Source organism: Novipirellula aureliae (assembly GCF_007860185.1).
Taxonomy (GTDB): domain Bacteria; phylum Planctomycetota; class Planctomycetia; order Pirellulales; family Pirellulaceae; genus Novipirellula_A; species Novipirellula_A aureliae.
In genome coordinates this window covers 1,200,709-1,222,973 of the sequence record NZ_SJPY01000001.1, presented here as the reverse complement: position 1 = coordinate 1,222,973, position 22,265 = coordinate 1,200,709, and the positions used below count along the sequence as shown (strand labels likewise).

Below are 22,265 nucleotides of genomic sequence, written 5' to 3'. Positions count from 1 at the left end.
ATTCCTAGATGTAACGCAGCACTAGTCGCTTTATCACAGCTTGATTTTGGGCTTGGCAGCATCGTGGCTGGGGTATCTTGCCCCAGTAAGCTGCGACGGGGTGCCACAGCCACGAAAGATTCTTGCCCTAATTCTTGGTTGTAAAAAAGCACTCGTCGCACATTTCCTTGGCGAACTTGCTAGAATCACTCACTACTAGGATGATCTCTTGGCCGATTGCGGCTAATTGCTTCCCCCCACCTCAGAAATTGGAGAAATTGAGACATTATGCGAAAATACAACAATGGTTTTCTGTTTACATTTACCTTTTTAGCGATTTGTTTGCTCGCTACCGGCGTCTCCGCGCAGGAGAAAGAATCAGAGGAAAGTAGCCAATCGGCATCTGCCCCGATGGCCACGCCTGAAAAAGCAACGCCATCCGATGACGCATCCGATGACGTGGAGCAAGAGACCAAGCTGCTAACGATCGGTTCAGACGCTCCAGCGCTTGATGTCGAACACTGGATTCATGATGGCGAGGGTCAGTTCGGGCAGGTTACCGAATTCGAGACGGGAAAAGTCTATGTGGTCGAATTCTGGGCCACATGGTGCGGTCCCTGTATCGCCTCCATGCCACACATCGTCGAATTGCAAAAGAAGTATGCCGATCAAGGCGTCCAAATCGTTAGCGTCAGCAGCGAACCCATTGCAACCATTGACAAGTTCTTCAAACGAGAAGTACCGGGGATGAGGGTGCCACGTGAGGAGGTTGACGAAGAGGGCGATGAAGAAGAGGGCGATGAAGAAGACAAAACGCGACCCGTTACCTATGAAGAACTGACAAGTAGCTACTGTCTGACAACGGATCCAGACCGATCAACCTCCGACGATTACATGAAAGCGGCTGGACAAAACGGGATCCCTTGTGCCTTTATCGTCGGCAAAGATTCCAAAATCGAATGGATCGGTCACCCGATGAGGATGGACAATGTGCTCGAAGCGGTTGTCAATGATTCCTGGGATCGCGAAGCGTTCGGCAAGGAGTTCATCGAAGAACAATTGGGTGGAAAAGTCTACTACGAAGTGGTGTCGCTGTTGCGGAAGCAGGAGACGGAAAATGCATTGGCGAAGATCAACCACTACCTCGAAACGGGGACGCATGAAGCTTCCATCAGTCGAATGCAACGGTTGAAGATCCAACTACTACTCGGCGAAGATTCGATGCGTGATGAAGCGAAAACCTACGTGCTCGAATTGCTCGATGCTGAACCGTCCGACGCCACATTGGCCAACTCGGTTGGATGGTCGGTTTACCGAATGGCGGAAAGTCCCGACTTCGATGACGATGACTTCTTGAATGCCGTCCTCGACCGAGTGAATAAAGCGGCCAACGCACTCGACAACACCAGACAAGAGAGCTTTAAACCGTACCTTCTCGATACGGCTGCTCACCTACACAATGCACTTGGCAACGTTGCCTTGGCGATCGAAACCCAAAAACAAGCGATTGAGTTAGTGGAGGACGAGCGTGGCCGAGTGAGACTTCAGAAATTCCTCGATGAATTGACGGCGGAACCTGAAGAAGATTCGGATGCCAACGCTGAACTCGAAACCCAGACGGAGGACGCAGAATGAACCGGTTACGATCCTTTCAACCAACAAATTTTCTCACAATCTGTTTAACCGTCTGTTTGACGGGTGGATTAAGTGGTTGTGGTAGCGACCGCGAGCCTGAAAACTCGACCGAATCGGAGAACGAAATCGTTGCCAGCGATTTGGGACTTGATGCTGACGACTTAGTGTTTCTCGAGAATAGCGAGATGCCAAACCGTCTGCCCGATGCGGTGCTGATGCTCGAAACCATGCGCGACAATATCCGCGATGGACTCGTCAACGACGACATCGATGCGGCTCACGGACCGCTCCACGAAGTCGGCCATCTTCTGGAGCACTTGCAAAAACAAGTGGAGAATTCGGATCTTGATGAGAATCAGAAAACGGCTGCCAATGAGGCGATCGAACAACTGTTTGACTCATTCGGATCGATCGATGGATTGATTCACGACGATGAACCAGTTGACTACAGCGTCCACAGCGACAAGATCGATTCCGCGATCTCTACATTGAGCCAACTGAAATAGACCGTGGAATGTCCCGATAGGGAAGAAAGCTCTACGCCGGGGACGATCAGCCCCCGGACAGGAGGAATCGGAATCACAACGAGTCCTAACAGGGCGACGGCAACCCGGCAAATGAAGCGTTTGTTGCGACTCGCTGCCGTTCCCCAATCGGGACTTCATCCAAATGCATCAAACACGTTCATCGAGAAGTGTGAGAGATATGTACCACAAATTAACTTGCTATTTAGGATCTTTAACAAGATCCACTACAGGTAACGCCTTGTTTGTTGCTGCGGTCATCAGTGTTTCATTCGTTGGCTGCACCCCGAAACCAGATTCGCTCGCCGATGTCGATTCGGCAGCATCGAAGTTCTTATTGGCTGCTGAACCAGCGGACGCATTGACCCCCACGGAGGTGCAAGAAGCTTTCGAGAGCTCCGAAACCGAGTCGATGCCAGTGGTGATCGCGGGGCGAGTCGGCACAGCGGACTCGCCCGACGTCGCATTTGTCCCCGGTGAAGCGACGTTCTTGATGACCCAACTTCCGAACGAAGACCACGCTGGGGGTGACCCTGACCACGCCAGTACGTGTCCATTCTGCAAACGCGAACTCGCCAATGCGCCGCAGGTGATGGTTCGCTTCGTCGACGATCAAGGCAATGTGGTGAAGCAAGGCGCCGCCGACTTGCTGCAAATTCAAAACGGCGACGCAGTCGTGGTCAAAGGGGATGCGGTCTTCCTCGAAGCAACGAAAATGATCGACATCACCGCCGAGGGGATCTATAAACGGCCTAAGAAATAGTGCAGCTATTCACTCCAGCGAAGTCAACAACTTAACCACCTCCAGCAAACGGCGTTTGGGGGAGGTCGAGAGCGGATTAGCCATTTTGCAAGCATTCACCATTTGAAGATTTTGTCGATACTCTTGTTGAGTTGCTTTTGCAGATAGTTTTCGGCGGTGTTTTGAATCGTTTGCGTGCCAAGCTGAGTCATCACTCGTCGCACGCCTGACGAATCGAGGCTTGGTCGCGAGAGGGTCCCATCTATAGGGAGCGACACGGACTGTCCTGCCAAACCTTGCAAGTCACTCCCCAGCCAACGCGAATCGAGAGGCACTTGAGCGACCATATCCAAACGGCCGTCCAAAGAGACATTGCCGCTAGTAATCACGTTTGCACGGTCGATATCCAGAAACAATCGACGGTGGCTTACGATGCCAGAATCGACCATGAAGTCAACCGTTTGTGCAGGCATCGTGATCAGGGTTGTTGAATTCGTTTGAGGAGCTTGTGGCGTCATGCTACTGGCAAGCGCTTTGAGTTGGTGTAGTCCCCCGATCATTTGGTTGCCCATCGGACCGGCGTTCATTTGCACCGTATCGATGTTCAAACGCCCGACAACTCGACTTTTTTCCAACTCATCAAAGATCACAATGGCTTCATCAAGCTCGGCTCCCATCGTTCCGCTGATACGAGTCGCTTCCGAAGCGAGGGGCGCGAGATACTTGAGCCAGCGATTTGTCATTTCAGGGGTCACAGTGATCGATTCAGCGACACGCCCTGGTTCGATCCGCATCCACAAGGGGCCAGGCCGATAGTTTACGTCGCCAGCCAAATTCAATCGTCCGTCTCCAACAGGGATGGTCGATGGCGAGACATAGACGGTCGTTTCGGTCAACCGAACAGGGATAACCGCACGCCCCATTTCGACTCCTGCAACTGCGGCAGCTTCCCACCCGAGATTGCCAATGACGCTGATGCCGATTTGTTCATCGGGTTTACGGAAAACTTTCAGTTCAATCGGGGTCTCTTGAATTCCCTCCGCTCGAATGGAGGTCCCCGTCAACTGAGTTAATCTTGTGGCAACTTCGTCCATCTTGATTCTTGCCGGTCCTTTGACTGCCAATTGCCCCTGCTCAGCATTCCAGGTCATGTGTCCGGTCAACGATGTGGCGAACCAGTCGCAAGCGAGTTTCAAGGAGTCGGTGACCACTTCGCCCGAGGTCTGGTCAAGTATCAATGTGCCATTAACCTTTAGGTTTGGCTCCGCCCAGACGACTCGCGATCGAGAGCCCGATAGGGGTCGGCTAACGTCGCCGGGTCGTGTTGGCATCGGTCCCATTCGTTGTGATGCAGCACTCGCGGCGGCGGGTTGGACGAGCGCGACCTTCTTGCCAGTCAATTCGGTTTCAATCGCATAGCCTTTTTCACGACTCGTGATCACAAACCGTCCATCACAGTCGCCCATGACAATCCAGTCATCGCTTTCGATGGTTTGCCCCGATTGGTAGCCGACCTGAGCGATCTGGGCGCCAGCTGACTGAGCCGGCCGTTGACTTGCAAATCGATCGAAAGGACTCGCAGCAAGGCGTGTCTTGACACTTCCTTGCACCCGTTCCAAGACCGCGCGCCAAGCGATTTCCAGATCCGTTCGTTCCGGTGTGATCTCACCCTGGATGGCTGCTGAAAATGCCGTCCCAACCATCATCGTCATCGATTGAAAACGAAGCGCCGAATGGATTGGATCGAGTTCACCGTCGAATTGCAGCTTCAAATCAGGCTGCGAAAAATAGCGTGAGCCATAAGCCAATCGCGGTTCACTCAATTCACATTGCAAACTCGTCAACCGCCCACCGCTTGTCGACACCTCGCCACGCGCATTGAGATGGAAGCCACCGTCGAGTTCGTGCAAATCACTCGGCAGCCAAGGGGTGAAGGTTCCCGCCAACTCTTCGAGTCGCCCTTCTCCTTGCATCCGAATCGGCAGCGACGTCTCAGCATTGATGCCGGGAACCGCTTGGACGAGTTCCGCACGCAATTGAAATCCGGTACTCGATAATTTGGCATCGGCAATTTTTAGGGTGTCAAGCTGTTTGCCATCCCAGGTTCCGATCGCATCGACATCAAGCCGCAACGAAGGATGGCTCAAACGTTTGCCATTCGGTAGCACCACTAACAAGTTCATCGCATCGGCTGACCCCGTCAATTGCCAATCGTCTTGCCCCGATGCACTCCATCGTATTTTTCCGCTAGCTTTCCCTGAGAGATTGGAATCTGACACGTTCATGATCGGACGCAGCATTCGAGCGAGTCGCCCAAAATCCACTTGAATATCCGCCGCACCTTGCTCTAGATCCCCTTGGCCGGTGGCGGTCGCAAAGTCACTTTTCAGATCAAATCGTTCCGCGTTCATTTCCGACGGAGTACTTGAAACGATTGCGGTCAATTCAATTGGTGTGATCGTAACGGCCTGCCCGTCCGAACGAGCGCGTAGCGAATCACTTTGAATACTGAGTCTTCGTCTTCTTCGGTCGCGTGATGGCAAGGATTCAATGACTGCCGAAAGTGTGCCCGAGACCAAAGAGGCATTGCTGCGAAGGGGCAAAATGCCTGGCATCGCGTGATCGAAGCGAGCGAGATCGAGTTCCGCCGTGGCGACTCCTTCTAACGCGTTGAGCCAACTTAGCGGATTATCGTTGGCTCCCGTCCAGGTCAACGAACGGGACAACTCACCATCCAGCTTGACTTTGGCAAAGTCGGTCACGGCAACCAAACCGTCACCCATAATCCGTCGGTCGACAAGCCGCAATCGTCCATCAAGAACCGCCAATTGGTTGGTCCAAAGTTTTTCGCTGAGCTGAGGATTGGCTGCTTCTAAATTTCGAATTTCGAACTGGCGTGTCGTCGCGTCGAGGTTACCGTTCTCTGACCCAACGATCTCGATCGTGCCCGTCGCATCGCCTCGAAGTACCGATGGAATTTGCGCTGCTAATTCAGGGAACCGACGACGGGCGAGCGAGACGACCGAAAGTGGTAATGCATCACTCGACAAACTCAAACGCCACTGCGACTTGGCCTGCCCGAGTCCGAATTCGGTTTCACCTTGTAACGAGCCCGAATTGCCACGCGGTTGAGACAAGACACCTGAAAAATCGCTGCGCACCGAGTCGGGCAACAGGTCGACTGTCGTGTTCGCTTGAGCAAACTGCCAAGTTTCGCTGGTCACCGTATCGCTGACGAAAACCGCTAATTCGTGAACATTCACCGTTCCCGTCGTCGCGGTGCCGCTACGGGGTTGCTGCATCCACTTGTTCAGATCCTCTTCGATGCTGCATCGACCATCTTGCAGAGCGATTTTCAGGTTCACACCGCGCAGCGAAACCACGCCGAAGTTCGCTGCCGCATCCCCCATCAAATCTAAAATCGTCAATTCCGTATCAACCTGATCGATCGACAATTCGCTGCCCGCCTGCTGCCCTTGGAGTGTCAATTGGTTGATCCGAAGCGGAGTAATCCACCCCAGTCGCATCGATTCGGCAGTCGCATCGAATCCGAACTCAGCGACCCTATCGGTTAAAATCGACCGGCCGATTGGGGAATGGCAAATGAGACTGGGGGCGGCCAGGGCAGAGAAGCCAATCGCAAGAAGAGAAAACAGCACGGCAATGCGACGTCGGCGGCTTCGCTCTTCACGGCGCGAACGCGTAAGTTTCTGCTGATCTCGTTCAATCCGGTCGAGCATCAAGTTATTGGGCTTCACGAGAGCATCCTTGCCACAGAGAGTATACCGATTGAGGGGTCAGGGTAGTCTAACCAAAATCGGCCAATCTCCCCAAGATGAATTTGGGGTGCATTTGCCAACTGCCAACGGGGTGATGCAGGACGATGGACGTAGGCTGCGTCGACCAATGAGAAACACGACATTTGCGATTTACCAATTGGCGAGAACCACTTCCTGGTTTCTTGCCCGGCCAGCATCGCGCCGCGACTTACCGCAGCCTCCTTCAAGATCGCCTACAGCCAATACGAAACGGTTTCAGCGATTTGCTCATGCTCGAGCGATTCATGGGCCAATAGCTCATCCGAAATGGCTGCCACGGCGGCCCAAAACGATTCACCCGACATCTTTTCGTGAAGCGTTACGATAACGGCTTCGAGGAATCGGGTCTGCTTCTCGGGATCTGAAAAGGACTCGGCCGATCGTTCGGCGGCTTGCTGCCAATCTGATTTCCATGGTCCATGATGGGCCGGATGGAGCCGTTCAGCGATGTAGATCATCTCGGCCACAGGACCTGCCAAAATGGTCATAACCTCGCGTTGCAGTTGCCAACAACAACGGTCGTTGATGCGGCCCCAATTGATCATGCAATCGCCAAACCGATTTGGCAAGCAATCTTCGATCATGCTACCGAGTCGCACTTCGTCAATTCTTGCCCCAAGCAAGTAGCCGACAACCACATGCCCCGCTTCATGGTAAGCCGTTAGCGTTTCGTCGTCGTCCATACGGTTACGCAGCGGTCTTCAAAAATTCCGCCAAGCGATCAGCACGCGATGGGCTTTGCAGTTTTGCGACGGCCTTGGCTTCAATTTGACGAACTCGCTCACGAGTTACCTTGAAGATTCGTCCGCACTCCTCGAGCGTGTAACTATACCCATCGACCAAGCCGTATCGCAAACGAATGATTTCTCGTTCACGGAAAGTCAACGTTTTGAGTAGCTCATCGATCTTGCCACGAAGGATACCACTGGCGGCAACCTTCACCGGGTTGTCGCTGTCGTTGTCTTGGATAAATTCGCCAAAGCTACTGTCTTCGCCTTCGCCAACCGGACGATCTAAGCTTACAGGATGACGACCGATGTCCATGACGCGTCGGACTTCTTCCATCGAAACGTCGGTCGCTTCGGCAATCTCTTCATAGCTGGGCTCGCGGCGAAGCTCTTGAGTCAATCGTTTTTGCGCTTGGCGAAGTTTGCTCAGCACATCGATCATGTGAACGGGAATGCGGATTGTGCGTGCTTGGTCCGCAATCGCTCGTGTGATCGCTTGGCGAATCCACCAAGTCGCGTAGGTACTAAATTTAAAACCACGGCGGTATTCATACTTATCAACCGCTCGCATCAACCCTGTGTTGCCTTCTTGAATCAAATCCAAGAATGACAAACCGCGGTTACGATACTTTTTGGCGATCGAAACGACCAATCGCAAATTGCCGCTACTCAACTTTCGCTTGGTCGCTTCGTACTCGTCAAAGAAACGGCGTGTTTTGAGCATGCGGTTGTGCAAGCTGCGCGGGCTTTCCTGTGTGACAATCATCAGCTCGCGAAGCTCTTGACGTAAATCCGACGCTTCATCTCGGCTGACGGCATCTTGACCAAGTTCCGCCAATCGTTCTCGGATGTAATTCATTCGCTGCGAGATCTTTTCAAGCTGGCCAAGCAGTGGTGTGACACGGCGACTTCTTAGGCTTAGCTCTTCCACCAATTGCAAACACTTGCGTCGGTTGCTGATAAATCGTCGACGAAGCTCTGCTTTCAATCGCGGCGAGACACTCTTGCGAACCATTTGGTCGAAGTCCGCTTTGTTGCTTTCAATCAACTTGTCGATCGTTCGCAAGTTGTGTGGCATCCGAGCCAAGATTTGCTCTTTCGTCAATCGTTCGGTCAAAGAGACTTTGATCGTACGGTCAAATGGAAGTTCGCCTTCGTGAACACGGTGTAGCACTTCAACCGTGCTTCGCAAGGCGTAGTCAGATTCAAGTAGTGATCGGCGGTATTGGCGACGCGTGATCTCAATCTTTTTGGCAAGCGAGATCTCCTGTTCGCGTGTCAACAACGGAATCTCGGCCATTTGGCTAAGGTACATCCGAATGGGATCGTCGCTGGCACGCGGCGCTTCGGTCGCAACTAGCGGTGCGTCTTCGTCACCGAACGCACTTTCCGAAATACGGGGAATCGACTTACTGCCGCTTGAGAGGATCTCCTTCTTCTCACTTACTTCGACCAATTGAATGCCGTGACGCTCTATCGCCACCATCAATCGTTCGAGCTTCTCTGGGTTGACGTCTTCGTCGGGAAGATACGCGTTGACCTCATCATAAGTTAGAAATCCGTCTTTGGATCCGCGGGCGATGAGTTGCGATAGATTTTGATCGGCTACTTGAGTTTGAAGCATTGGTAAACCTCGTGTTTGCGACACCGAATCCTGGTGCCATTGAGTCAGTGAAAAATCGTTTTTCGAAAGCTACGATCAATGGACCAAATCCTGTGTTCCATTTACCACCGGCGGGTTCCAATCAATTCACCAACAAATCCTATGTCGGTTCTTAATGGGACGGTGATGCGTCGTAGAAGGGCTTGCTTAAGTTCTCGAGTCGATTGCTCCTGTAGGGAAAAGTGACGTAAGAAAAAGTGATACTTTAGTTTGCTTCGATGTTGTGGCGAGTCCGCTCGGTGTCGAACAACTCTTTCAATAGAGCCTCCTCTTCGTCTTCTGCCAAGAGCAAAGATTCGAGTTTGGCAATTTGTTGAATTTTTTCTTGAGCTTTTTGCTTTTGATGATAGCAAAGAATCACTGTGGCATATCGCTCTTCGGGTGTTTGCGTCGAGTGGCCTTGGCGTCGGCGAACGCGTTCTTCAAGCGTCACAACTTCGTTTTTGAGTGTCTCGTTTTCAAGCACGAGTAGTAACGTGTCGACATCCAAATCACGGCCTTCTAGGTCGAGGTCTTGATAGGCCGTCAATAACATCTTTGCTGTATAAGACTCAAGCCAATCGGGGTCGATCGTTTCAATCGCAATCGCTGCCAACGCAGGGGATTCGATCAGCGTTTCAAACAATTCACGGTCGATACCGCTAAGCGGGACAGGTCGATCGGGGGCCGCTTCGGCAACCATCGCTGTCGGTAAAAAGTCACCGTGGGAAGAGATACCGTATTCGGATTCCAAGTCACCGGCTTGAGCGAATGCGTCGTTCGGATCGAGCAGAGGTTTTCCAGGTTCTTGACGTTCTTGTTTCGCTTTGGCGATGAACGCTTTGGTTTGCTGCGTGCGTTGTTGTTTTTCAGAATTTGCACGTCGAATTTGTTCAAGCCGTTGGTTCAAACGATCGTTTGTGATGCCAAAGGTTCGCGCCATCCGCAACATCAGCTGGTCGACCTTCAAATTGGTGGCACCCGTCGAATTTTGAGGCACTTGAGCCACGATCTCTAGCAACGACTCGATCGCTTGGGTGACTCGGTGGGTATCATTGGTAAGATCAACACCATCGGTCAATCGCAGCATTTTGTGTTCGAGGGCGTCCGGGGCAGCGGCGACGAGAGCGTCGAAGGCTTCGCGACCTTTCGAGCCGAGGAAGTCGGCCGGATCACTGCCTTCAGGCAATGTCAACACTCGCAAATCGACATCCGCACGGACGAACAAATCAAGCACCTGGTCCGCACGCGTTTGCCCAGCGGTATCGCCATCGAGCACCAAAACAACTCGCTGGGAAAAACGCTTGAGTAGTTTGACGTGTTGTTCACCAAGCGCCGTGCCCAATACCGCGACCGACGTTTCGACTCCCGCTTGGCGGGCAGCAACGACATCGGTGTAGCCTTCCATCACCAACGCTTCACCGCTACGACGAATTGCTTCGCGAGCGAGTTGCAGACCGTAAAGCTGGTGCGACTTTCGAAACAACATCGTCTCGGGACCGTTGATGTACTTTGCGCCACCTGCATCGGTGCCACGTTTTTCGAGTAGCGCTGGGATCACCCGTCCGCCCAGTGAAATCGGTCGATCTTGTAGATCATGAATTGGAAACATCAAGCGGCCACGGAAGCGGTCGTAGAAACCACCGTTGTTTCGAGGGATTGCTAACCCAGCCGCTTCGGCTACTTCACCTGAGAAGTTGTTCTTCGCCAACAAGTCGACTGCAAAGGTCCACGATTCGGGCGCGAAGCCAATTCGAAAACGCTCGCGATTCTCATTGTCGATACCGCGATCGGCTAAGTAGTCACGAGCGAGTTTTGCATCGTCACTCGTTCCATTTTCAAGTTGTTCATAGTATGCATCGGCAACCAACCTCATGGCCGAAAGCAGTGTCGCTCGATCATCGGGGCTGCCCGGCTTGGATTTCTTTCCACCCCGGAAATCATCCATTTCGATGCCCGCCTGTTCGGCCAAACTGCGCAGTGCCGTAGGGAAATCGACTCCGTCACGCTGCATCACATAGCTGAATATATCGCCACCGATATCGCACACCCAACACTTCCAGCTTTGCCGCTCCTGATTGATGGTTAACGAAGGACGGCGGTCGTTGTGCCAGGGGCAACGAGCAACGAAATTGCGTCCAGCAGGATGCAACTCCAGCGTCGAGCCGATGACGTCAACAATGTCAACACTCGCTCGCACTCGCTCTTTCAGGTCGAAGTCCGCAGGTATGGACAAGCGACTAGTCTCCCATCATAGGAATCGTCTTTGCGAAAGACGGTCTCGATCGGTCAACCCACGCCGGAATCTACCGACAAGGTAAATCACGGTTGCCACCACATTGATAAATAAGATACAGCTTAATGAACTGTCATTCTTACGAAAAACAACGTCGCGACCGGGCAAATTTCGATCTTCGCAATCCATTGCAGCGTACAACTGGTGGCGGAAATCGTCAAGACTTTCGGCGTAGGCCGAAACGCTTACCCAATCCCGCGATGAATCATGCCAAGGCCGATGAACCACGAGGCCTGTTGCACGCTATCCGAGAGTATTCAAATTTGCCCCGTCGGCGTCAAGATCAAATTTCTTGAGCGAAACTTCGAACTTCGAAAAAATTCTTCCATGAATTCCAGCGAGACCGCCAAGCCCGTCAACGGTAGCTTTTGAGCAGGCCAGACCCAACCTACGACAATTCCGACAAGACATCAGCGAAGGGCATTTCGCTGCAGATCCCGTAGTAGGCCTCACGAGTCATTCGTTTGCGGACCATTTGCGGAGACGATAAACCACAAAGAAACCTAGCTTGATCACGTGGTGTCGATAACTGCTCGGGATATTTTTCGATCAGTTCGGCAATCGCCAATTTGACACCGCGTCCAATCGATCGGAGCACAGGCGGCGGCATTTCGAACGGGCCTTCGTTTTGGCAGTAACTGCAATGACCACACGCCAAGGTGGTTTCCCCAAAATGCTTTGATAATGCTTGAGCCTGGCAAGCATCCGCTTTGGCGAGTGAGAGCACTTGATCGAGTCGCCGGACTTCCAGCGTCTCTCTTTCCAGCATGTGCGACGCCAATCGTTCGGCCAAACCTTTCGGTCTCTTGATCCGCTTGAGCCAGCGGTATCCATGGTTCAAATCGCCGACCTTTACTTCCAGCCATCCCTTTTCTGACATCGATTCAATCGTTTCAATGATCTTGTTGCGGTCAACGCCTAGCCGCTTCGTCGCCAATGTGACGTTCAACAAGAACCAAGTCCGACCTTTCGTTAGCATCGACAGCAAGGCTTCCGAAAAATCGCGATTCGGACCAGGTACTTTTGCCAAGATCTGCTCGAGTGCCAGCTGTGGTTGCACTTTGTAGCTTTCGTATCGCGGCGAGGTCGCTTCTAAATACCCCTCAAGCTCCAAGTAGGTAATCAGTGTGCGCAGGACGGACAAGCGAATATCGGTTTCATAGGACAAACGATAATGCGATACGAAAAAGGAATCGGGCAAACCGCTCAATCGTTCAATCAATTGCTCGATAGGACGCCGCTCAACCGTATCACCATAAGTAAAATTATCGAGTACGATACGGTCTTCGGGAACGACCATCATTTCGCACAAGGAAACCTTGCCGTCCCGACCAGCCCGGCCGACTTCCTGAGCATACGCTTCGAGCGATTTCGGTGGATTGAAATGATAGACATAACGGATATTAGACTTGTCGATCCCCATACCAAAGGCGATCGTCGCGACAACCACTCCCGCTTTACTTTCAATAAAGCTGTTTTGAATCTCCATCCGACGTTCGGTTTCAAGTCCCGCGTGGTATGCGGTCGACGCGATACCGTCCTCGGTCAATCGCTCAGCAATCTCCTCGGCCGATCGTTGAGTCGTCACGTAAATTAAAGTCGAGCCAGGCTTGCGATGACGAAGCTGTTTTAGCAAATGAGCGTATTGATCCTGTTTCTCTAGAATGACACTGCGCAGGTGCAAGTTCGAACGATAGAACGGAGCACGGATCGCATCCGGTTTTCGGATTTTGAAGGACGAGCGAATATCTTGCAGCACCTTTTCCGTGGCAGTCGCTGTCAAAGCCAACACTCGCTCCGCCGAAAACGATTCGGCGACTTTCGCTAGCTTCAAATAGTCGGGCCGGAAGTTGTGTCCCCACTGGCTGATGCAATGGGCCTCGTCAATCGCAAACAACGAGATCCGCAGAGTGCCAAGAGAAGCGATGAAACGTTCGTTGAAGAATCGCTCCGGTGCAACATACATTATCTTGGTTTCACCACAGCGAATCCCTTTCATTGCCATACGGAATTCGCTGGTCGACATATTGGAATCGAAGCGGGCCGCCGAGATGCCTCGCGACTGCAACGCGTCGCATTGATCTTTCATCAGGGCGATCAACGGTGACACCACCACGGTGGTGCCGGGCAGTAGCTGGCTCGGCAATTGGTAACACAAACTCTTGCCACCGCCAGTCGGAAAAACCGCAGCAACATTCCTTCCGTTGAGCAGCCGGGTGATTACGGATTTCTGACCGCGCCGGAACGATCGGAGCCCAAACCGCTGTTGTAGAACCTCCTTGGCGTCCAACTATTCGATCCACCCACCACCGAGGACACGATCACCATCGTACAATACCGCCGCCTGTCCCGGTGCAACCGCTCGCTGCGGAGTATCGAATTCCACTTCAAAGCGGCTCAAGTTGTCGTGATCTAAAATCACTCGTCCTGCAAGTAGCGAACCGTTGTAACGAATTTGGATCCCGACCTGTTCGGAGATCGTTTTTGGATCGACCAACCAATTCGTATCGATCGCGGTGAAACCGCTGCGGTCAAGAGCTTCGGGCGGACCGATCACCACGCGCTGTGTATCGGTTTCAATGCGGACAACAAAATGAGGTGTCCCCATCGCCACGCCCAACCCCTTTCGTTGGCCGACCGTGAAGGCTTCGTAACCATTGTGAGTTCCGACGGTCTTACCATCGACGGTAACAATTTCGCCAGCGGTCGCACCCACCATTTCGGGGCGGCGTCCTTTCACAAAATCGCTGTGGTGGCCTTGGGTCACAAAGCAAATCTCTTGGCTGTCTTTCTTGCCGGCCACCCCCATCCCCAATCCAGCAGCCATTTCACGGATTTCGGTTTTCGCAAAACCGCCAACCGGCAGCATCATTCGCCGCAGACGCTGGTGGCCGATTCCAAATAACGCGTACGATTGATCCTTGCTCGAATCAAGGCCGCGATGCAACTGCGGGCCATCCGCTCCATCAAGAAGCCGAGCATAGTGGCCTGTCGCGACAAAGTCAGCGTTGACGGAATCAGCGTAATCGAACAATTTGCCGAATTTGATCCAGTGATTGCATTTAACACAGGGGTTCGGTGTTCGCCCGTTTAGATAGTCGTCGACAAAATAGTCAACGATGCGGCGGAAATCTTCCTGCAAATCGAGAGCGTAAAACGGAATGCCCATTTTCGAGGCGACTCGCCGAGCGTCGGCAGCATCCGACGCTGTACAGCATCCTTGTTTATGATCCGCTCGCCCTTGTGGAAGTCCCGACAAAACGGGCAACGAGGAAGCGTTCGTCGTCTCAGCATTACCAGCGTCCACCTTGCAAACCTTTGCCGATTCTTCACCGTGCCGCATAAAGACGCCAACGCACTCATGGCCGGCTTCCAACAGCAGATGAGCCGCCACGCTGCTGTCGACGCCACCGCTCATTGCTAGAACCACGCGTGCCATGTTTTTTTTCTCTCGTCGTCGATATGATATTGGAGTGTGATGATATTCGTTTTCGCCCTAACCCACTATATTCCGGAGTCCACCAATCCAATGGATGCTGAACTAATTCAACGTAGCAAGAAGATTCGCGAGCGTCTGGTCCAACTAGGAGACTCTCTTTGACCACGCTGGCAAAAAAAATGATATCAAGGAAATCGAAACGCAAATGGGGCAACCCACTTTTTGGGACGATAACGAATCGGCTCAGAAGACGGTCGCACAGTTAAAGAGCTTGAAGTCTATTGTCGGCCCTTTGAACGATTTGTCCACCTCTGTTGAGGACTTAGCCGCATTGATTGAAATGGCGGACGAGGACGAATCGATCGCTGGCGAGGTGGCTGGCGAAATATCGCGGCTCGAAACAAAACTGGATCAATTGGAGCTAAAGGCGCTGCTCAACGGCCCGAATGACCATGCGGGTGCGATTGTCACCATCAATGCTCGCGATGGCGGCACCGACGCCAATGACTGGGCCGACATGCTATTGCGCATGTATTCCGCCTGGGCGGTAGGCGAGGAATTTAAGATCGAGTTATTGGATCGACAAGAAAACGAAGAAGCGGGTATCAACAACGCTTCGATCGCGGTTCGTGGGCCGATGGCTTACGGATACTTAAAGGGCGAAGAGGGGATGCACCGCCTAGTACGCATCAGTCCCTTTAACAGTGAAAGTAAACGTCAAACCAGTTTTGCAGCCGTCAGCGTTTCGCCCGAGATCGATGACTCGATCGAGATCGACATCGATGAAAAAGATGTGCGTGAAGACCGCTATCGTGCCGGTGGTGCTGGAGGGCAACACGTCAACAAAACCGACAGTGCAATTCGTTTGACTCACATTCCAACCAACACGGTCGTCACTTGTCAAAACGAACGGAGCCAACATCAAAATCGGGCTACGGCCTGGAAGATGTTGCGCGCGAAAATGGCTCGAATTGAAGAGGAACGTCGCGAAGCAGAAGTCGCCGACAAGTACGCGACTCAAGCAAGAACAGGTTTCGGTAGCCAAATTCGAAATTACTTTTTGCATCCGGATCAACGCGTCAAGGACGCGCGGACGGGCCACTACGTAGGCAGTTTTAACAGCGTCATGGACGGCAGCGAACTACAAGGCTTCTTGGACGCGTTCCTACGCTTGCGTGCTGGGAAATCGTCGTAAAGTTTTTTTTAACGGAAAAGCAAGAGAAAAATCATGCCATCCATTTTCACGAAAATCATCGATCGCGAAATCCCGGCTGACATCGTTTACGAAGACGAACTCTGTTTGGCGTTTCGCGATATTTCGCCCCAAGCACCCGTCCATGTCTTGGTGATCCCCAAACGCGAGATCATCTCGCTCGACGATTTGAGCGACGAGGATGAGCAAATGGTTGGACGCTGTATCCTCGTTGCAGCGAAGGTCGCCCAGCAGGAAGGTCTAAGCGGAGGCTACCGGGTCGTCGTTAACTGCAAAGACGACGGGGGCCAAGAGGTACCGCATCTTCACTTTCATCTGCTCGGCGGACGGCAAATGACTTGGCCACCCGGCTAAAGCCAAACGTTGCGTTGAACGAACGACTTTAAAGCTTGCAATTCGCCGAAACTCGCCCCCGTTGAGCTGGACCAGGTGATTTGCGGGTTTTTTTGTCCCTATGCGCCGAAACTCCGCAGAACATAAGCCGTTCCCAAAACTACAAGCTCTTTGTAATTCGTTCCATCCGTGATCGATAACCGCTGGCGATCCCAACCTGCAAAATCGCCGCAAGTCGTTTTCCGCCAAAGACTTACGAGCATCCCCAAAAAGAGAAGTGTTGTTTGGCACGGGTTGTGCATTACCTATCGATCGTAAGCCGCAAACGGCTGTGTGAAAAATCTTATCTATCGACGAAGTCCAATTGGGCAAAGGAGCCTGCCATGTTAGTTCTATCACGCAAACTAAACGAATCGATTCAAATCGGCGACGACATCACCATTACCCTCATCCGGGTTGAAGGTGGCAAGGTGCGTCTGGGCATCGACGCTCCGCGGGACGTACGAGTGTTGCGTTCGGAGTTGGAAGCACATCACGACAAGGGTGCAACGAGCAAAAAGGGACGCGGTTCCAAAGCATTGGAAAGCCGAGAACGCACGTCGACGCTGGATACGACTTTGATCGGAGAAAACGAGCTCGATCTTGAGTCGATGAAACGTGAAAACGAAGCAGCTCAAATCAGCGAGCGTGAACAGGCCTTCGCACACCCTGTATTGATACCGAATCGCAGCAAGGCTGGTTCGCAGTCCACTGGCATTCAAGCGGATGGCATTCAAGCGGATGGCCTCTCCGTAAGCCCACGTCGCCGCGAACCCATCAACCGTTTCAGCAACCTGACTGCACCGCACGTTTCGCTAGAGCGTGTTAAGATCCGTAACGGGCGAGCACCTTTGGCGGCGTTTTTGCAATAGGCTCGTTTTTGCAATGGGTTATCGGGTGATCATCTCCACCGACTCCACCGACGTATCGTCTGCACGATCCGGCGACGCGGCGTGGGCCCGATAAGCTTCGGCATTTTGACGAATGGCAACTCGATCCTCGGCATCCAACTGCCTTAGGTGCTCGAGTAAAACGCGGCGAACTTCAAAGATGGTCTTGCCCGTCATGTGAATGGTTGTGTGTTCGGAATCGACAACCAACTCACTTTCCACATCCTCCATATGAGCACTTTCATATTCGACAACTCCGTCACCCCGACTTGTTCGCGACGCAAAGATGCCAGGCTTTTCAATCACGCCAACGATGTTATGAAACTTGACATTCTCTGACTTTTTGGCCCGCATCATGACGGGAAAGATCGGCGATTCAGGTGAGAGAGAATCGATCGCATTCGCAGTGGTCAACAATTCAGTGTCTCGGAAGAAGCCAGGGTTTTCGCGAGTTAAACGCTGGCCGGTAGAAACAAACATCTGCGGTAGTTTGATGAACTTTCGTGCCAACCAGCGAGTGTAGTCGTTCGCAAAGTCGCTACCCCGGTGGGGAGTGCCAATGGTAATGACGCGACGCACCGATTGATTGGGCTGGAAAAACAGGGTACTGACCAGCTTCACGCGGTCTTGGTCGGACCCTTTTAACTTCTCCGACGGCTTGTCACTAACGATATTCCAAAAATCATCACCGCTTTCCATGGTTTGCATGCGACTTACCAATCCGCCCATACTGTGGCCAACGAGGACCATTTGGTCGATCGCATGGTCACGGTGCCCCGCGTCAAACGCCTTACGCGTTGCGAGCAGGTCGCTGCGAAGTTGCGCAGCACTTATCCAAAACGGCTGGCCCGTCGGATAAAGATAGAACCAAAACTGGTATCGCTCGCGTATTTCAGGAAAACTTCGTAGATCATTGAACATATCCATCCACGTCAGCGGACTCGACCACAAGCCGTGTACCATCAAGACGGGAATCCGATTGGGGTCGTACGGTTCGAGCATATAGATCCCGCGCCGTTGTTGTGAGCCGTCGGGATCGAGCAAGCCTTCAGTCGCCTGGTTGCGTTTGCGAAACTCGGGACTGTCTAAGTAGAACGCCAAAGGAGTGGTCAGATCGGTTTCGAGTGGAACCCACTGATTAGCAATTTCGATTTGATTGGCTTGCAGGGGATCAAAAAACTCCAAAACACAGGTCGGTGATTCACCGGGCCGGGTATTGTCCCTGCTTGGGACGCAGCGCATCATTGCCGAAACGGCATAGCTAAGTCCATCCGGATAAAAGCGTTCTTTTGGATTGTCCTTCGAGAATGTTTTGCGAACCGCAATGAGTGGCACTCCAAGTCCGTAAGTGGTGTGCCGATTGCGGAGTGTTTGAATGTCAAAGTCGCTTACGAACTCGTAGCGATCAAATTCCTCGGGTTTCCATTTTCCGTGCATCTCGGTTCGCACGACAAACTCCCGACCGGGGGTCTTAATCGTGTAGGTGCTGCCTGGTTCGATGTGATGTTCGGAGCAGAGGATACGAAGTGTATCCTCGAGCGATTCGTTGTACAAATCACAAGCGGACCGAAACTGAGGATCGAATGCATTTCGCGTGGTTTGTAAATCGTCGCTAAACAAATAGTCGTAGCTATTGGTGAGCGCGACTCCGTAGTGGCTAAGTGCATCGGTCAAATTGCCACTGCGTTCGGCTTTCTTGCCTTCAACGTACGACAGCTCACTGAGAGCGTAGACCAATTCAGGGTCTGGATTTGCGTTGATTGTTTTTCGGATACTGACAAAGCACTTGTTGTGGTCGGAAGTGTATTGATCGTCGAGCCCAAATCGAGTGAGCGTGCTCCAGGTTCGTTCGCTGATTTGTGGGCCTTTAAAGCCAACCAGTTTGAGAGTGCCGGCAAGAGGGTTTTCGCGTATTTTCCGGTTTGCCAAGTAGCGAGGCGAGGTGCAACCCGAACCGAGAGGAATGGCGAGTAGCAACGCCAGAATGAACAGACACCGAAGACATCCAATCGTAGTGGATCTTGTTAAAGATCCTGAAGCACATCCAAACGTAGTGGATCTTGTTAAAGATCCTGAAGCACATCCAATCGTAGTGGATCTTGTCAAAGGTCCTGAAGCACATCCAATCGTAGTGGATCTTGTTAAAGATCCTGAAGCACATCCAAACGTAGTGGATCTTGTTAAAGATCCTGAAGCACATCCAATCGTAGTGGATCTTGTTAAAGATCCTGAAGCACATCCAATCGTAGTGGATCTTGTCAAAGGTCCTGACGCACATCCAATCGTAGTGGATCTTGTTAAAGATCCTGAAGCACATCCAAACGTAGTGGATCTTGTTAAAGATCCTAAAGCACATCCAAACGTAGTGGATCTTGTTAAAGATCCTGAAGCACATCCAATCGTAGTGGATCTTGTTAAAGATCCTGAAGCACATCCAATCGTAGTGGATCTTGTTAAAGATCCTAAAGCACATCCAAACGTAGTGGATCTTGTTAAAGATCCTGAAGCACGAGGATCCTCCGCAAGCCCAACAGCCACTCGGCGAAACACATGGATCACATATCGTCCTGCATTGCCACGCTTTGGCGTGTCAATGGCGACAGATCCGTCCGGTAAAACGCGATGCGTCATGCAGTTTGGTCGTCGAAATAGACGGTGCGATCCGATGGTAAAAATTCATAGAAAAACCGAGTCTGACGGTAGAAAGAATTGGCCTCGCATGTCAACCTGATTTTCTGACCATTTCGCTTGAATATTCATTGTCCCGTAGCTGGACAATGCCTATTGTTAGCGTGGAAGCCACAACGATTGCAAAATCGGTTTTATTGCAGCGGATGCATGAAAGGTAATTTGGCCCGTGTGAAACATTCTTGTGAAACTTTGGAGAGATGCGAAAGCATTAAACGCGACCATAAGACAAGAATATGCGGCGTTTTTTTCAAGCCTAGTTAGCCGCAGGACCGGAACGATCCTATCGACCTACTTGCGACAATACCAGCGAGTGGGTTTGGTTTAAATTTCCGGAATTTTCACCCATGCCATTTTTTGACCCGGCACTTTTCGTGACCTATATTTCCTCAGCTGCCTGCTCTCAGCGTCTGGCTCGCAGCTTCAAGCGACCGTCACCTCCCTTGACGGCTGCGGGACCTCCGCTGGTTGACGCTTTTGGATTTTGCACGCATGGATTGGATCAATCAGATCTCTGGCCGCTTGTCGCGTCGGTGCTGTCTTCGCATCGCAGTCGCAGGTTCATTGACGCTCGCTTCGCTGTTGGGTTGTGTATGCCGAGTGTCGGCACAGGGCCCTTCGTGGATCTCGCCCAAAACCGAGGCCGCTCACTCGAGTTCGGAAAACGAATCCGAACCGACGAGTCTGGCACCGATCCACAGCGACGATGAGCTGCTCACCATAGGCCTCGAGTTCGAGCAATCTCATTTGTGGGCTGACGCAGTCCGTCACTACGAAAAGGCGATCAAGAAGTATCCCGAAAATGCGATGCTGTATCAGCGCATGGTGATCGCCAAACTGCACTATGACGTCAACCGTCGATATCAAGACAGCAGTTTTGTGAGTTCGATTGATCAATTGTCGACCGAGCAAGCATTGGATCTGTACTCCGAGATCCTTGCCAATCTACAAACCCACTACGTGGATGATGTCGATTGGGGCCGCGTGATGTTGCATGGGACCGCCGCGCTCGAAGTTGCCTTGACCGAAGATCGATTCGCATCCCATTTGCTGCAGAAGGCGGACCCGAATGCAGTGGAGCATTTTCGGCAAAACGTGCATCATGAATTAACGAACCGCAGCACCTCAACTCGTTTTGATTTGCGTGCCAATGTGGCCTACGTCGCGGGGATTGCGAAAGAACGCATTGGACTCTCACCGACAGCCACGATTCTGGAATACGTTGGGGGTGCTGTCTCTACCCTCGATCCCTACACACGTTTGTTGTCAGGCAACCAACTTGACGAGATGTTCTCGAATATCGAAGGAAACTTTGTTGGTCTGGGCATCGAATTGAAAGCGGAAACCGATTACCTGCAGATCGTTTCGGTGATTCCAGGCGGACCGGCTGAGCAAGCTGGGATCGTTGCGGGTGACAGGATCGTCCGCGTTGATGATTGCGAAACGACCAACGGTGATTCGAACTATGCAGCCGATCTACTGCGAGGGCCAGAAAACTCGTTCGTTTCAATCCGTTTGACCAGCGCGAATGGGACGACCCGGGACCTGACGGTCGAGCGTCGACGTGTCGAGGTTCCATGTGTCGAGAACGTCCATCTCGTCGATCTCCAAAACAAAGTTGGCTACCTGCGTTTGACCAACTTCCAAAAAACAACGACTCGCGACGTCGAGCAAGCGTTATGGGATCTACATCGTCAAGGAATGCAGTCGCTAATCATCGATGTTCGCGGGAATCCGGGGGGGTTGCTGTCAGCTGCTGTTGAAGTAGCCGACCGTTTCCTCGGAAACGGTCGCATCGTTACGACCCGAGGTCGTAACGTTCGTGAAAACTTCGATTACACCGCCCACCGAGCGAATACCTGGAATATCCCGATGGCTGTATTGATCGACCGGGATAGTGCGAGTGCGAGCGAAATTTTCGCTGGAGCGATTGCGGACAGCGGGCGAGGCGAAGTCGTCGGCGAAACCAGCTATGGAAAGGGCAGCGTTCAAGGCATCTTTCGAATGCAGGCTGCGAAATTCGGCCTCTGTTTGACGACCGCCAAATTCTATTCGCCGAGCGGCAAGGCGATTAGCCAACATGGCGTCGATCCAAGTGTGCCCGTCGAGTCAACCTACGTTGCAGCTCGGCCCAACAGCAGCGGTCAAATGACGACCGACCAAGAGGACGCTGTGCTTCAACAAGCGGTCCTAAAATTGGCTAACGGCAACGTCAATGCCAATCTCAATATCGAGCCTCAAGACTCTCAGCGAAACTGGGTAAGCCGCCGTCCCTAGGACGCCTTTTTGTTATAACTGG

Annotated in this window: 15 protein-coding genes; 8 read left to right on the top strand and 7 right to left on the bottom strand. The window is 52.3% G+C overall.

Features of this window, described 5'->3' with window-relative positions:
• Window positions 1-267 precede the first annotated feature (267 nt).
• The 3 genes from Q31b_RS04625 (at window position 268) to Q31b_RS04615 (ending at window position 2,901) form a co-directional block, all read left to right on the top strand.
• Window positions 268-1,614 carry a redoxin domain-containing protein gene (locus Q31b_RS04625; protein ID WP_146598431.1) on the top strand — a complete coding sequence of 449 codons (1,347 nt, stop codon included), beginning with the start codon at window positions 268-270 and terminating at the stop codon, window positions 1,612-1,614.
• Window positions 1,611-2,120: a hypothetical protein gene (locus Q31b_RS04620; protein ID WP_146598430.1), complete on the top strand. Its 510-nt coding sequence runs from the start codon at window positions 1,611-1,613 to the stop codon at window positions 2,118-2,120. Before Q31b_RS04625 ends, Q31b_RS04620 begins: the two co-directional genes overlap by 4 nt.
• Before the next feature lie 259 nt (window positions 2,121-2,379).
• Window positions 2,380-2,901 carry a hypothetical protein gene (locus Q31b_RS04615; RefSeq protein WP_146598429.1) on the top strand — a complete coding sequence of 174 codons (522 nt, stop codon included), beginning with the start codon at window positions 2,380-2,382 and terminating at the stop codon, window positions 2,899-2,901.
• 95 nt (window positions 2,902-2,996) lie between these two features.
• Here Q31b_RS04615 and Q31b_RS04610 read toward each other — a convergent pair whose 3' ends face one another.
• The 6 genes from Q31b_RS04610 to mnmA all read right to left on the bottom strand — a co-directional run bounded on the left by Q31b_RS04610 (window position 2,997) and on the right by mnmA (window position 14,803).
• Window positions 2,997-6,638, bottom strand: a complete 3,642-nt coding sequence (locus Q31b_RS04610) for a hypothetical protein (protein WP_146598428.1) — start codon at window positions 6,636-6,638, stop codon at window positions 2,997-2,999.
• 254 nt (window positions 6,639-6,892) lie between these two features.
• Window positions 6,893-7,381 carry a cell division protein FtsH gene (locus Q31b_RS04605; RefSeq protein WP_146598427.1) on the bottom strand — a complete coding sequence of 163 codons (489 nt, stop codon included), beginning with the start codon at window positions 7,379-7,381 and terminating at the stop codon, window positions 6,893-6,895.
• A gap of 4 nt (window positions 7,382-7,385) precedes the next feature.
• On the bottom strand, window positions 7,386-9,050 hold the full coding sequence (locus tag Q31b_RS04600; protein ID WP_146598426.1) for a sigma-70 family RNA polymerase sigma factor: 1,665 nt from the start codon (window positions 9,048-9,050) through the stop codon (window positions 7,386-7,388).
• Between the two features lie 244 nt (window positions 9,051-9,294).
• Window positions 9,295-11,304 carry a DNA primase gene (gene dnaG / locus Q31b_RS04595; protein ID WP_231617294.1) on the bottom strand — a complete coding sequence of 670 codons (2,010 nt, stop codon included), beginning with the start codon at window positions 11,302-11,304 and terminating at the stop codon, window positions 9,295-9,297.
• A 448-nt stretch (window positions 11,305-11,752) separates the two neighbouring features.
• Window positions 11,753-13,654, bottom strand: coding sequence for a RecQ family ATP-dependent DNA helicase (locus Q31b_RS04590; RefSeq protein WP_146598425.1), 1,902 nt, complete (start codon window positions 13,652-13,654; stop codon window positions 11,753-11,755).
• Window positions 13,655-14,803: a tRNA 2-thiouridine(34) synthase MnmA gene (gene mnmA / locus Q31b_RS04585; RefSeq protein ID WP_146598424.1), complete on the bottom strand. Its 1,149-nt coding sequence runs from the start codon at window positions 14,801-14,803 to the stop codon at window positions 13,655-13,657. It lies immediately after the preceding gene.
• Window positions 14,804-14,893: 90 nt separating this feature from the next.
• Between mnmA and prfB the strand changes: the two genes are divergently transcribed.
• The 3 genes from prfB (at window position 14,894) to csrA (ending at window position 17,260) form a co-directional block, all read left to right on the top strand.
• Window positions 14,894-15,998 (top strand): peptide chain release factor 2 gene (prfB, locus tag Q31b_RS04580; RefSeq protein WP_390622300.1). Its coding sequence is split into 2 segments (ribosomal slippage): window positions 14,894-14,962 and window positions 14,964-15,998, totalling 1,104 coding nucleotides; the frame shifts between segments, so codons are not numbered across the junction.
• 33 nt (window positions 15,999-16,031) lie between these two features.
• Window positions 16,032-16,370, top strand: coding sequence for a histidine triad nucleotide-binding protein (locus Q31b_RS04575; protein ID WP_146598423.1), 339 nt, complete (start codon window positions 16,032-16,034; stop codon window positions 16,368-16,370).
• 362 nt (window positions 16,371-16,732) lie between these two features.
• Window positions 16,733-17,260 (top strand): carbon storage regulator CsrA, encoded by a 528-nt coding sequence (csrA, locus tag Q31b_RS29565; protein WP_146598422.1) that lies wholly within the window; start codon window positions 16,733-16,735, stop codon window positions 17,258-17,260.
• Between the two features lie 18 nt (window positions 17,261-17,278).
• Here csrA and Q31b_RS04565 read toward each other — a convergent pair whose 3' ends face one another.
• Complete coding sequence (locus Q31b_RS04565) at window positions 17,279-19,255, bottom strand: esterase/lipase family protein (RefSeq protein ID WP_231617293.1); 1,977 nt, start codon at window positions 19,253-19,255, stop codon at window positions 17,279-17,281.
• A 37-nt stretch (window positions 19,256-19,292) separates the two neighbouring features.
• Here Q31b_RS04565 and Q31b_RS04560 point away from each other — a divergent pair, with 37 nt between their 5' ends.
• Window positions 19,293-20,009, top strand: a complete 717-nt coding sequence (locus Q31b_RS04560) for a hypothetical protein (RefSeq protein ID WP_146598421.1) — start codon at window positions 19,293-19,295, stop codon at window positions 20,007-20,009.
• Between the two features lie 449 nt (window positions 20,010-20,458).
• Window positions 20,459-22,243 (top strand): S41 family peptidase, encoded by a 1,785-nt coding sequence (locus Q31b_RS04555; RefSeq protein ID WP_146598420.1) that lies wholly within the window; start codon window positions 20,459-20,461, stop codon window positions 22,241-22,243.
• The last annotated feature ends 22 nt before the right edge of the window (window positions 22,244-22,265 follow it).